The organism is Fodinicurvata sp. EGI_FJ10296 (assembly GCF_040712075.1).
GTDB lineage: Bacteria > Pseudomonadota > Alphaproteobacteria > DSM-16000 > Inquilinaceae > JBFCVL01.
Genome location: NZ_JBFCVL010000004.1, coordinates 208,066 through 220,221, shown reverse-complemented (window position 1 = coordinate 220,221; position 12,156 = coordinate 208,066). Strand labels below are relative to the sequence as shown.

At 62.9% G+C, this 12,156-nt stretch carries 9 protein-coding genes and 1 tRNA gene; 8 read left to right on the top strand and 2 right to left on the bottom strand.

Annotation, left to right across the window (positions count from 1 at the left end):
• Positions 1-169: 169 nt before the first annotated feature.
• Both ABZ728_RS09845 and ABZ728_RS09840 read left to right on the top strand, forming a co-directional pair.
• Positions 170-256 (top strand) — tRNA-Leu (locus ABZ728_RS09845).
• A gap of 167 nt (positions 257-423) precedes the next feature.
• Complete coding sequence (locus ABZ728_RS09840; protein ID WP_366655924.1) at positions 424-1,020, top strand: methyltransferase domain-containing protein; 597 nt, start codon at positions 424-426, stop codon at positions 1,018-1,020.
• Here ABZ728_RS09840 and cueR read toward each other — a convergent pair.
• Together cueR and ABZ728_RS09830 are read right to left on the bottom strand one after the other, a co-directional pair.
• Positions 989-1,402, bottom strand: a complete 414-nt coding sequence (cueR, locus tag ABZ728_RS09835) for a Cu(I)-responsive transcriptional regulator (protein ID WP_366655923.1) — start codon at positions 1,400-1,402, stop codon at positions 989-991. The two genes, ABZ728_RS09840 and cueR, sit on opposite strands and share 32 nt — an antisense overlap.
• A gap of 164 nt (positions 1,403-1,566) precedes the next feature.
• On the bottom strand, positions 1,567-3,891 hold the full coding sequence (locus ABZ728_RS09830) for a heavy metal translocating P-type ATPase (RefSeq protein ID WP_366655922.1): 2,325 nt from the start codon (positions 3,889-3,891) through the stop codon (positions 1,567-1,569).
• A 211-nt stretch (positions 3,892-4,102) separates the two neighbouring features.
• On the opposite strand from ABZ728_RS09830, the gene ABZ728_RS09825 reads away from it, so the two are divergent.
• The 6 genes from ABZ728_RS09825 to ABZ728_RS09800 all read left to right on the top strand — a co-directional run bounded on the left by ABZ728_RS09825 (position 4,103) and on the right by ABZ728_RS09800 (position 12,156).
• Positions 4,103-4,435 carry a multidrug efflux SMR transporter gene (locus ABZ728_RS09825; protein ID WP_366656236.1) on the top strand — a complete coding sequence of 111 codons (333 nt, stop codon included), beginning with the start codon at positions 4,103-4,105 and terminating at the stop codon, positions 4,433-4,435.
• A 150-nt stretch (positions 4,436-4,585) separates the two neighbouring features.
• Positions 4,586-7,255 carry a hypothetical protein gene (locus tag ABZ728_RS09820; RefSeq protein WP_366655921.1) on the top strand — a complete coding sequence of 890 codons (2,670 nt, stop codon included), beginning with the start codon at positions 4,586-4,588 and terminating at the stop codon, positions 7,253-7,255.
• Between the two features lie 217 nt (positions 7,256-7,472).
• On the top strand, positions 7,473-9,053 hold the full coding sequence (locus ABZ728_RS09815; protein ID WP_366655920.1) for an ABC transporter substrate-binding protein: 1,581 nt from the start codon (positions 7,473-7,475) through the stop codon (positions 9,051-9,053).
• A gap of 102 nt (positions 9,054-9,155) precedes the next feature.
• Complete coding sequence (locus ABZ728_RS09810) at positions 9,156-10,136, top strand: ABC transporter permease (RefSeq protein WP_366655919.1); 981 nt, start codon at positions 9,156-9,158, stop codon at positions 10,134-10,136.
• A 36-nt stretch (positions 10,137-10,172) separates the two neighbouring features.
• Complete coding sequence (locus ABZ728_RS09805) at positions 10,173-11,165, top strand: ABC transporter permease (RefSeq protein ID WP_366655918.1); 993 nt, start codon at positions 10,173-10,175, stop codon at positions 11,163-11,165.
• 1 nt (position 11,166) lies between these two features.
• Positions 11,167-12,156: an ABC transporter ATP-binding protein gene (locus tag ABZ728_RS09800; RefSeq protein WP_366655917.1), complete on the top strand. Its 990-nt coding sequence runs from the start codon at positions 11,167-11,169 to the stop codon at positions 12,154-12,156.

The following is a 12,156-nucleotide window of genomic DNA, read 5'->3' as shown; positions in this document are numbered from 1 at the left end:
ATGCCGATTACGAGCCGCAAATACGTCATGGTGATCATGAATGTAAGGTATGCGGGTCGTGGCGTCAACATGAGCGCCGATTCTTGTCGGTATGGCTGCGGCGGGTTCTTGCGTCGCTGGTTCCGGTTGGCTATAAGAAGCGCGTCGCGGCGCGAGGCGCCGGCCGGCTGCGGGCGTGGCGGAATTGGTAGACGCGCTAGACTCAAAATCTAGTTCTGGTGACAGAGTGTCGGTTCGACTCCGACCGCCCGCACCATCGGATATGCGCCTTGGATGCTTCTGGAACACCCGGCTTGGGATTCCAGGGAACGGGGCTACGCAAGGACGAGGAACTGGCTAGGACGGTAGCCGGTTCGTTTTGTGCTGGACGCAACGATGCGCTGAAGGCCGCCCGCCCTTTCGCGGATTGGCAGGACAACCGACATGACCGCTGTCGAGACATATGTCGATTACATGAAGTTCCTGCGCTCGTGGATGGCCAATCCAGGTGCTGTTTCGGCCGTGGCGCCGTCAAGCAACGCACTGGCGCGGTTGATCACCCGCGAGATTGGACCCGCACAGGCGCCGGTGCTGGAACTGGGGCCGGGGACCGGCGTTTTCACCAGGGCGATTCTCGCCCGAGGCATACACGAGTCCGATCTGACCCTGGTCGAGTTCGGCGAAGACTTCGCGCGGGTTCTGGAGTCGCGGTTTCCACAGGCGAGGGTGCTGAGGGCGGATGCCGGCAGGCTCGCGCAGGAGCGGGCATTTGTCGGTGCGCCCGTGGGCTCTGTCATCAGCGGATTGCCGTTGCTGTCGATGTCGCCGCGCAAGATCATGGCGATCCTGTCGGGGGCGTTCCTTTATCTGCGCCCCGGCGGCTCGTTCTACCAGTTCACCTATGGGCCGCGGTGTCCGGTGCCGCGCCGCATCCTCGATCGTCTCGGCCTGAAGGCGACATTCGTGGGGCGGGCATTCCGCAACATTCCGCCGGCCGCGGTTTATCGCATCAGCCGCCGCCGGCCTCATCCCGCCGTTTAGCGGCAAGATCTTCCAGGATCGGGCAGTCGGGGCGGTTGTCGCCCTGACAGCAGTCGGCCAGATGCACCAGCGTGCGGCGCATGGCCTCCAGATCGTCAATCCGCCGGCTCAACTCGTCGACGTGATCAAGGGCGATCCGTTTGACCTCTGCGCTCGATCTCTCCTGATTCTGCCATAGATGAACGAGCCGGCCGATCTTCTCGATGGAGAATCCCAGGCGGCGCGCCCTGTTGATGAAGGCCAGCGTATGCGCATCGCTGGGTGTGTAATGTCGATAACCATTGCTGCCGCGCGCCGCCGGCGGGATCAACCCGATGCTTTCGTAGTACCGGATCATCTTCGCCGACACGCCGGAAGCGCGCGCTGCCTCACCAATATTCATTGCCTGATTTCCCACGCCTCAGTCCTCCTGATCGTCCCCGCCTCAATTCTGATCGTCCCCGCCTTGAGCGGGGACCTCGCGCAGTGGCTCTCGCGATCGGAAAGAGCGAACCGGGTTTATCCGGATCCGGGCTCCCGATCGACGTCGGGAGCGATCAGGGGTTGTCAGGCCGCCTCCGCCCGCGGCGATGCCGTCGCACTGCGCTCGCCCTGCAAGGGTACCGGCGGCGCAAATCGGCGCAGACGCAAGGCGTTGGTCAGGACGCAAACGCTCGATGCCGCCATCGCCGCCGCGGCGAATACCGGCGACAGCAGGATTCCGAAAGCCGGATACAGCACACCGGCGGCGACAGGAATCAATATGGTATTATAGGAGAATGCCCAGAAAAGGTTCTCCTTGATGTTGCGAATTGTAGCATGCGAAAGGGCGATCGCGTTGGGCACATTGCGCAAATCCCCCGACATCAGCACCAGATCGGCGGACTCGATGGCGATATCCGTGCCGGTGCCGATGGCAATGCCGACATCCGCCCGGGCCAGGGCCGGTGCATCGTTGATGCCGTCGCCGACGAAGGCGACCCGCGCGCCCCTGTCCTGTAGCGCCTTCACGGCATCGACCTTTTCGTCGGGGCGGACCTCGGCGACCACGTCGTCGATGCCCAGCTGGCGGGCGATCGTTTCGGCCGTGCGACGATTATCGCCGGAGATCATGACGATCTTCAATCCCTGTCGCTGCAGCGTGGCAATGGCGTCGGGAGTGCTCTCCTTGATTGTGTCGGCAACGGCGATCAGTGCGGCAACCGTTCCGTCGATGGCCGCATAGAGCAACGTCTTGCCTTCGCCGGTCATGGCTTCGGCCTTGGCAGAGAATGCGTCGACGTCGATCGACAGCGACTTCATGTATCGCTCGGCCCCGACCGCGACGCGCCGGCCCTCGACCGCCGCGCTCACCCCAAAGCCCGCTTCGGCCCGGAAATCAGTGGCATCCGGGGGGGACAGCCCCTCTGCAGCTTCGACCACGGCTCTGGCAATCGGGTGTTCCGACCGGCGTTCGACGGCTGCAACCAGCCGCAATGTTGCGGTTCTGTCATGGCCTTGCGCGGTTTCGATATCGGTCAGCACTGGCCGCCCCTTGGTCAGTGTCCCCGTCTTGTCCAGTGCGATCGTGTCCACGTCTCTCAGCGCCTGCAGCGCGTCACCTTTGCGGAACAGCATGCCGAACTCGGCCGCCTTGCCGGTTCCGACCATGATCGACGTCGGCGTCGCCAGTCCCATGGCGCAGGGGCAGGCGATGATCAGCACCGCGACCGCGTTGACCAGGGCAAATGTCAGCGCCGGCGATGGTCCGAACGCCAGCCAGATGATAAATGTGATCGTCGCGGCGGCCATCACGGCCGGGACAAAGACGGCCGTAACCCGGTCGACCAACGACTGGATCGGCAGTTTCGCGCCCTGCGCCTGCTCGACCATGCGGACGATCTGCGCCAGTACCGTGTCGCGGCCGACCTTTGTCGCGCGAAAAGTGAAGCCGCCGGACTGGTTGACCGTGCCGCCCACAACCTCGGATCCAGCCGTCTTTTCGGTCGGAATGGGTTCACCGGTGATCATCGATTCGTCGATGAATGTCGTTCCCTCCAGTACCGTGCCGTCGACGGGAAGGCGTTCGCCCGGCCGCACGGTGACGACATCGCCGGCGACCACGGTCTCAACGGCGATTTCCTCTTCGACGCCATTGCGTCTGACGCGTGCGGTGGGCGCCTGAAGGCTGAGCAGCCGGCGGATCGCCTGGCTCGTCCGGCCTTTGGCGACGGCTTCGAGATAGCGACCCAGCAATATCAGCGTAACCACGACCGCCGACGCCTCGAAATAGACGTTGGCCGTCCCTTCCGGCAGGACTGTCGCCATGAACGTCGCCACGACCGAATAACCCCAGGCGGCGGACGTACCCAGCATGACGAGCGTGTTCATATCGGGACTTCGGCGCATCAGCGCCGGCCAGCCTTTCTGGTAGAACCGCAGGCCGGGACCGAACTGAACCAGCGTCGCCAGGACGAAATAGAGGTAATAGAGGTTCTGCTGGCCGACTGTTCGATGAAGCACATCATGGAAGGGCGGAATGAAGTGGCTGCCCATGTCCAGTACGAAGATCGGCAGCGTCAGAGCCGCTGCAAGCATCAGCGACCGCTTCAGCCGGCCGGCTTCCCGCGCGCCGGCATCCGCCTGATCGCCGCCGCCGTCCCGGGTCTCGGCCTCTGCGGCATAACCGGCTTCGGTCACGATCCGGGCCAAAATCTCAGGCGTGACGGTACCCGGCCGCGCGATCACGGTGGCTTTGCCGGTGGCGATGTTGGCGTTTGCGTCCACGACGCCATCGGTCGATTTCAATGATTTTTCGACGCGCCCGACACATGATGCGCAACTCATGCCGCTCACGGTGATTACGTGAGTGACGGACGACGTTGTGCCGGTGTCACGGCTGGCTTCGGTCATGGCTTGATACCTCGTTCCCCTGTGAGGCTTCCTACATGGGGCTTCCAATGATGGGAAGGTCAAGGGAAGATATGATTTTTTCAAGGGGCGGATGTGAGCGGGATTGCGGCCGCAGCGCGATGGACCGGATGGGCCGGGACTGATATCGGGTACGGCCAGCGGTCGTCGTCCCGATACCATCGTGTCGGGCGAGTCGGCAGGGATGGAGACCATGGTCAATTATATCTATCTGGGCATCGCGATCGTCTTCGAGGTCATCGGGACCAGCGCGCTGCAGGCGTCCCGGCAATTCACCCGCCCGATTCCGTCGCTCGTCGTGATCACGGCCTATGGGCTCGCCTTCTATTTTCTGTCGTTCACGTTGCGCACGATCCCGGTTGGTGTCGCCTATGCGATATGGAGCGGGCTGGGGATCGTCCTGATTTCCTCGATTGGTGTCTTCTGGTTCCGCCAATCGCTGGATTGGCCGGCTGTGGCCGGCCTCGGGCTGATCATTGCCGGCGTTCTGGTCGTCAATCTCTTCTCGAACTCGGTCGGGCATTAGAAGAATTGACACTCGTCCGCCGAGGACGATTTTCGGCGGCGAAATCGTGGTGTCGAAAGCCCCGGAATGTGTTGTATGATCCGAAACGGCCGAAGGCGCTATTTGAACGCGCCGCCAGCTACGGACAAGCAACGACAACAGGGGCACTCCATGAAATCCAGATCTGCGCTCGCCTTCCGCCTCGCGGCCGGGGTCGCGGTCGGCGCGTTCGCCGCTGCCGCCGGGCCGGCTTTTGCTCAGGTAGGCATGACCGGCTACAACCTGAGCGGCGGGTTCACGCCGTCGCCGCAGGTGCTGGACCTGACGGCGCGGGGCGCTGATCCTGCGGGCGACGAGGTCCGCGGTTGCCCGGGCTATGCGAACCTGAGCGAGGGCGGTTTCAGCCTGACTTTCAGCGATGCTTACACGCCGCTTCGGTTCTACATGGACTCCACGGAAAGTCCGGGCCTGCTCGTGCGCGGTCCGGACGGCATCAGCCGATGCGCCGGCGTCGACGAGGACGGCGTAGCACAGGTCGCGATGGGCCGCACCCTCGACGGCGAATACGAGATATGGCCGCTTTCCGGCGAGCCCGGCGAATCCGTTTCGACACGGATTCTCATCTCGGAATACGAACTTCAGGCATACGAGATCCGGCCGCCCGAGCCGCCGAACGCCGAGGACTTCGAGCCGCCGATGCTGGGCACGGTCCAGCTCGATCCTGCAGCCTCCGGGCGACAGACTTTGGCGTCGGGCACCATCAATGGTACCCGGGATGCGTGGGAACTCTCGCAGAACTGCTCCGGCAATGTCGATCCGGGCGGTGCCCATGTCGCCGTCGATCTGCCGGAACAGGCCGACACCCTCAGCTTGAACATCCAGGCCGACAGCGACGCAGTGATGATGGTGCTGACGCCGGACGGCGAGTGGCTCTGCAATGACGATGCTTCCGGCTTCGACCCTGCCGTGACGCTGTCGCCGGCGCCGGCCGGCCGCTATTACGTGCTCGGCGGTACCTTTGGCAGCGGCGTCACGACGGATGCGACGTTCTATGCCAGTTTCGGCCAGCCGATCTGGGGTTCGGGCGATGGTGTCGAGACTTCCCCCGGAACCGACACAGCCGGAACCGATACAGCCGACTTCGAACCGCCGGTATTCGGCTCGTTCGCCATCGGTCCGTCGGCGACGGGCAGGCAGACGCTTGCGTCCGGCAGCATCACCGGCAATCGCGACGCTTCACAGTATTCCTCCAGCTGCTATGGCAATGTCGATCAGGCGGGCGCCCATGTCGCCGTCGATCTGCAGGAGCCGGCGGATATGCTCAGCCTCAACATGGAGGCGGTTTCCGACGGCGTGATGATGGTGCTGACGCCAGACGGCGAATGGCTGTGCGATGACGATACATCGGGATTCGATCCTGCGGTGACAGTCTCGCCGGCTCCGGCCGGACGGTACTATGTCCTCGGCGGCACCTTTGGCAGCGGCGTCACGACCGATGCGACGTTCTATGCCAATCTCGGCGAGCCGATCTGGGGGGCTGACGATACTTCCGGAAGTGACGACAGCGGATCGAATGACGGCCTCGGCGTTGGCGCGGAGCCGGCATTCGGCTTCATCGAACTGCCGGCTGCCGGTGCGCCGCCGGTGTCGCAGGACTTGAACCTTGCCGGTTCGACACCGGCGTCTTCCCATGGTTCGGGTTGCTATGGACAGATCGACCCCAACCGGCCGGATTTCGTCGTGCAGGTATCAGGGGACGGCGAGCCGGTCGCCATGAGGGTGAGCTCCGATGCCGACACGACCCTGCTGGTCGTTGACCCCGCAGGCGATGTCCACTGCAACGACGACAGCTATGGTCTCGATCCGGAAATCGCCTTCGACGCCGGTATGGCCGGTGACTATGACGTCTGGGTCGGCTCGTGGGGCAGCGGCAATGATCGTCCCGCCACGCTGACCGTCTCGCGCGAGGCCGGGGCGCCGGTGGAAGATTATTCGGACTTCCGCCATATGGATCCGGACGAGATCTTCGCCAATGTCGAAACCGCCCGTGACGTCTGGATCGCCATGCTCGCCGAACTCGAGGCCGAGGGGACCGTGGTGACGGTGGAGCAGATCGATGCCCCCAGCGACGAATCCCTCCATGTCGACGGCATCTCCATGGTCGATGACGAGTTCAGCGAACCGGTCACGATCGAGAGCTTCCGGATTAATGCACTGGATGTCGCCGGCCTGCGGGAGCAGGGGGAGCCTGGCTATTTCGACTTCGAAGTCAGCGGCCTGGATTACATGCCCATGGCCAGAAGCGCCGCATCGGAATCGGGCATGCCGCTGGGCGAAATGGCCGATCTCGAATCGGCGCTGGCCGGCTTTGCCTTTCGGGTTATGCCGATGGACGGTTCGACCGATGTCGGCCTTTCGTTCGACATCGCCGACGCGCTCGGTATCGCCCTCGACGCGGTTCTGGACGGTGAATCGCGGAGCTTCGCCGACCTGGATCGGGCGGCGCTCGCGGAGCTTGAATTGACCGTCGAAGATAACGGCTTCATTGCCGCCCTCGTTGAATCGCAGGGTCACCTGATCGGTATGACCGGTGACGACATGCTGGCGTTTCTCGATCAGGGGTTTGCCGAGGCGCCGTTCCCGATTGCCGAGTCCGATCCGCGCGGTTCGATTTTCTATGCTGCACGCGAAATGTTCGCTCAACGCGAGACTGGCGGCACGCTGAGGGTGGCATTTCGTCCCGATCAGCCCATGACGATGGATGAAATCGGCGCGTCGCTGGAAACCAGCATGCCGGTCGGCGAAAGTCTCGGCATCGAGGCTCGTTTCGTGCCGAATTGACGGACACGTTCTGCTGGTACGAATAAATCCCGTGAGCGGTCGGCCGTCAGTTGCGGCGGCCGACCGCTCGGGCCGGGTCTACCCCTATTATCATATCCTTATGGCTAATCCGACCAACGGATACGTTGCTATCGAAGACAACCGATGGCAGCATGATGCCAATACACGTGCCGCCATTGCGCGCCGTGGCGAATGAATGAATGCAGGGGACTTCATCATGAAAAAGAACATATCCGTTATTGCGATGACGGCCATGGCTTCTATTCTGGCCAGTGCGGCCAGTGCCGAAACGGTCCGGTGGGCGCGCTCGGGCGACAGCCTGACACTGGATCCGCATGCCCAGAACGAGGGGCCGACCCATAACGTGTCGCACCAGCTCTACGATCCGCTGGTTTATCGCAACCTCGATCTGGAACTGACGCCGGGCCTGGCCACCGAATGGGGCGTGACCGACGATCCGAACATCTGGGAATTCAAGATCCGCGAAGGCGTTACCTTCCACGAAGGTCAGTCGCTTACGGCCGACGATGTCGCATTCTCGCTCAATCGGGCACGCCATGACAATTCCGACATGAAGGGACTGTTGTCGTCGGTCGTCGATGTCCGGGCGGTCGATGACTACACGGTCCATGTCGAGACCGACGGCCCCAATCCGCTGCTGCCGAACAATCTGACCAACATGTTCATCATGAGCCGCGAATGGGCCGAATCCAACGACGTCGAGACGCCGCAGGATTACGCCGGCGGCGAGGAGACCCATGCGGTCCGGAACGCCAACGGCACCGGCGCCTTCCGATTGGTGAGCCGCGAGCCTGATGTTCGCACCGTCATGGAGCGCAACGACGACTATTGGGGTGCGGATATCTATCCGATGGAAGTGTCGGAGATCATCTTCACGCCAATCCAGTCGCAAGCGACCCAGGTGGCGGCGATCCTGTCGGGCGAGATTGACTTCCTCATGGAGCCGCCGGTTCAGGACGTCGAACGTCTCAGTCAGGCCGAGGGAATCAAGGTCGAAACCGGGCCGGAAAACCGGACCATCTTCTTGGGCATGCATCAGGGCAAGGACGACCTCGAATATTCCGACGCCGAGGGCAATCCGTTCTCTCATCGCGAAGTCCGCGAAGCCATGATGCTGGCCATCGACGCCGACACGATCCAGCGGGTGGTGATGCGCGGGTTCTCCGACCCGACCGGCGCCATGCTGCCGCCATTCGTCAACGGATGGACCGAGGAAATGCACGAGCGGCCGGAGGTGGATACCGAGCGGGCCCGCGAATTGCTCGCCGAAGCCGGGTATCCCGACGGGTTCGATATAACGCTGCATTGCCCGAACGACCGGTATGTCAACGACGAGGCCATCTGTCAGGCGGTCACTGGGATGCTCGGCCAGATCGGAATCACAGTCACGCTCGACAGCCGGACCCGCAGCCTCCATTTCGCCGATCTGCAGAACGGAGAACTGGAGTTCTACATGCTCGGCTGGGGCGTGCCGCCGCTGGATTCCGACTATGTATTCAACTTCCTCTACCACACCAATACCGGCGACCGCGGGTCCTGGAACTTCACCGGCTTCTCGAACGAACGGGTCGACGAGTTGACCGTTGGAATCTCGCAGGAGACGGATCTGGAGCAGCGCGACGAGATGATTGCGGAAATCTGGGAGATCGTGAACGAGGACATCACATATCTTCCGATTCACAATCAGGTTTTGGCCTGGGCGATGCGTGACGATATCGAGTTCCCGGTCCAGAGCGAGAACACGCCGATGTTCAAGTACATGGAGTTCACCGACTGAGGGCAATCCCTCACCTTCATGAACGGCGCCACCTTCGGATCGAACGACCGGGGTGGCGCCGTAAATTTTTCGACTGTCATGCCCGACCGGCGGTATTCCTGAATGATCGCGTATAGTCTCCGTCGATTGATCCAAGCGCTTTTCGTCATGCTGGCGGTGGCGTTGATTTCGTTCACGCTGTTTCAATTCGTTGGCGACCCGATCAACAACATGCTGGGTCAGGAGGCGACGACCGCCGATCGCGATGCCTTGCGCGACCGTCTCGGGTTGAACGATCCGATACCGATCCAGTTTCTGCGCTTTGTCGGCAATGCGGTTCAGGGCGAGTTCGGCATCTCCTATCGCTCGAACCGGCCGGTTTCGGACCTGATTCTGGAACGGCTGCCGGCAACACTGGAACTGGCATTCGTTTCGGCCGTGTTCGCCGTCACGCTGGGTATTTCCATGGGCGTCTATACCGCCCTGAGACGCGACGGCTGGGCCAGCCGGGTCATCATGACCGTGTCGCTGATCGGTGTTTCGTTGCCTACATTCCTGATCGGCATTCTCCTGATCTATCTGTTTGCCGTGGAACTGGGCTGGCTGCCGCCGTTCGGACGCGGCGACACCGTCGATCTGGGTGCCTGGACGACCGGATTCCTGACGACCAGCGGATTGCGGTCGCTCATCCTGCCGGCCATAACGCTCGGGCTGTTTCAGTTGACGCTGATCATGCGGCTGGTACGGGCGGAGATGCTGGAAGTGCTGCGCACCGACTATATCCGCTTCGCCAGGGCGCGGGGGCTGCCCAACCGCGCCGTCAATTTTGGCCATGCCCTGAAGAACACGCTCGTGCCGGTCATCACGATCACGGGGCTGCAACTGGGATCGATCATCGCGTTCGCGATCATCACCGAAACCGTCTTCCAGTGGCCGGGGGTCGGGTTGCTGTTCATCAATGCCGTCCGGTTCGTGGACGTGCCGGTGATGTCGGCTTATCTGGTTTTCATCGGCCTGGTCTTCGTGACCATCAATCTTCTCGTCGATCTGCTGTACTACGCTGTCGACCCGCGCATGCGGATCGGCTCGCCGGTTGGCCGCTGACGATCTTTGTCCCGTCCCGTGTCGAGAGACGCCGCCATGACGAACCCGCCTGATCAATCCGGCCAATCGGCCCCGGATCCACGCCATGCCGATCGGACGGCCGACGGGCCGGCGCCCTCACGCCTGCGCCGGATGGCGGCCAGCGATATCACCTATTCATTTCTGCGGTCGCCGGTGACGGTTACCGCGGCAGGGCTGACATTGCTGATCGTTCTGGCGGCGATATTCGCCCCCTGGATCACACCGCAAAATCCGTTCGATCCGGCCAACCTGAATTTGGCCGACGGATTCACACCGCCGTTCTCGGCCAGTCCGATTTCCGGCAACTGGTTCCTGCTGGGAACCGACAATCAGGGTCGGGACGTCTTCTCCGCCATCCTCTACGGCGCCCGGATATCGCTGCTCGTCGGCGGGCTGGCGGTGCTGTTCGCCATGGTGCTGGGTGTTTCCATGGGACTGATCGCCGGCTATCGGGGCGGTTGGGCCGACACGCTGATCATGCGGGTCGCCGATGTGCAACTCACATTTCCTTCGATCCTGCTGGCCCTGCTGATCTTCGGTGTGGCGCGGGGCGTGATGCCACGGGATCTGTACGAGGAGACGCTGATCATCGTCCTGATCGTGTCCATCGGCCTTTCGGATTGGCCGCAATACGCCCGCACGGTCCGTGGGGCGACGATGGTCGAGAAGAACAAGGAATACATCCAGGCGGCACGGGTCATCGGCCTGCCCGCCGGCAAGATCATGGTACGTCATCTGCTGCCGAACGTAATGCGCCCGGTGCTGGTGATCGCGACCATCGGTCTGGCGCTGGCGATCATCGCCGAGGCGACGCTGTCGTTTCTGGGCGTTGGCATGCCGCCGACGCAGCCCAGTCTTGGCACCCTGATCAGGGTCGGACAGGACTTCCTGTTCTCCGGCGAATACTGGATTGCGCTATTCCCCGGCATCGCGCTGCTGATCCTGGCCCTCTCGGTCAATCTGCTGGGCGACTGGATGCGCGATGCTCTCAACCCGAAGCTCCGGTGACATGCAACAACCGCTTCTATCAGTTCGCAATCTCAGGATCGCTTTCGACTCTCGTCACGGGCCGGTCACGGTCGTGGACGATATTTCCTTCGATATCGCCAGGGGTGAAGTGCTGGGTGTCGTCGGCGAATCCGGCGCGGGCAAGTCGCTGACCGGCACGGCCGTGATCGGCCTGATCGAGCCGCCGGGCCGGATCGACAGCGGCGAAATCCGGCTGGACGACAAGCGCATCGACAATCTGCCGGCGTCCGCCATGCGGCGGATCAGGGGCAAGCGCATCGGCATGGTGTTCCAGGACCCGCTGACCAGCCTCAACCCGCTCTATACCGTCGGCGAGCAGATCATCGAGACCATCCGCGTGCATCTCGGTCTGTCGCCGTCGGCCGCCCGAAAGCGGGCGATCGATCTTCTGGGCGAGGTCGGCATCCCCGCCCCGGCGCAGCGCATCGACAGTTATCCCCACCAGTTTTCCGGCGGCATGCGCCAGCGGGTCGTGATTGCGCTGGCCATCTGCGCCGAGCCGGAACTGATCGTCGCCGACGAGCCGACGACGGCGCTGGATGTCTCGGTGCAGGCGCAGATCATTCGGCTGCTGCGCCGCCTCTGCGACGACCATGGCACGGCGATCATGCTGATCACGCATGACATGGGCGTGATCGCCGAAACCGCCGATCGTGTCGCCGTCATGTATGCCGGACGCGTCGCGGAAATCGGCCCGGTCAGGCCGGTGGTCAAGGCGCCGTCGCACCCCTATACGCGCGGCCTGATGGGGTCGATCCCCAGCCTGACGGCCGAGGTCGATCGCCTGTATCAGATCGACGGAGCAATGCCGCAACCCGGCGCCGTTCCCGCCGGATGTCCTTTCCACCCGCGCTGCCCGGAGGTGTTCGACCGTTGCCCGCGCGAGCGGCCGGATGTCATGCCGGCGGGCGAAACCCTGGCGTCCTGCTGGCTGTACGATCGAAACGGAGGGGGCGATGGCCGTGGCTGA

Coding starts and splice junctions, on each gene's coding strand:
- ABZ728_RS09810 (WP_366655919.1), top strand. CDS start 9,156: ATGATCGCGTATAGTCTCCGTCGATTGATCCAAGCGCTTTTCGTCATG.
- ABZ728_RS09820 (WP_366655921.1), top strand. CDS start 4,586: ATGAAATCCAGATCTGCGCTCGCCTTCCGCCTCGCGGCCGGGGTCGCG.
- ABZ728_RS09815 (WP_366655920.1), top strand. CDS start 7,473: ATGAAAAAGAACATATCCGTTATTGCGATGACGGCCATGGCTTCTATT.
- cueR (WP_366655923.1), bottom strand. CDS start 1,402: ATGAATATTGGTGAGGCAGCGCGCGCTTCCGGCGTGTCGGCGAAGATG.
- ABZ728_RS09805 (WP_366655918.1), top strand. CDS start 10,173: ATGACGAACCCGCCTGATCAATCCGGCCAATCGGCCCCGGATCCACGC.
- ABZ728_RS09830 (WP_366655922.1), bottom strand. CDS start 3,891: ATGACCGAAGCCAGCCGTGACACCGGCACAACGTCGTCCGTCACTCAC.
- ABZ728_RS09840 (WP_366655924.1), top strand. CDS start 424: ATGACCGCTGTCGAGACATATGTCGATTACATGAAGTTCCTGCGCTCG.
- ABZ728_RS09825 (WP_366656236.1), top strand. CDS start 4,103: ATGGTCAATTATATCTATCTGGGCATCGCGATCGTCTTCGAGGTCATC.
- ABZ728_RS09800 (WP_366655917.1), top strand. CDS start 11,167: ATGCAACAACCGCTTCTATCAGTTCGCAATCTCAGGATCGCTTTCGAC.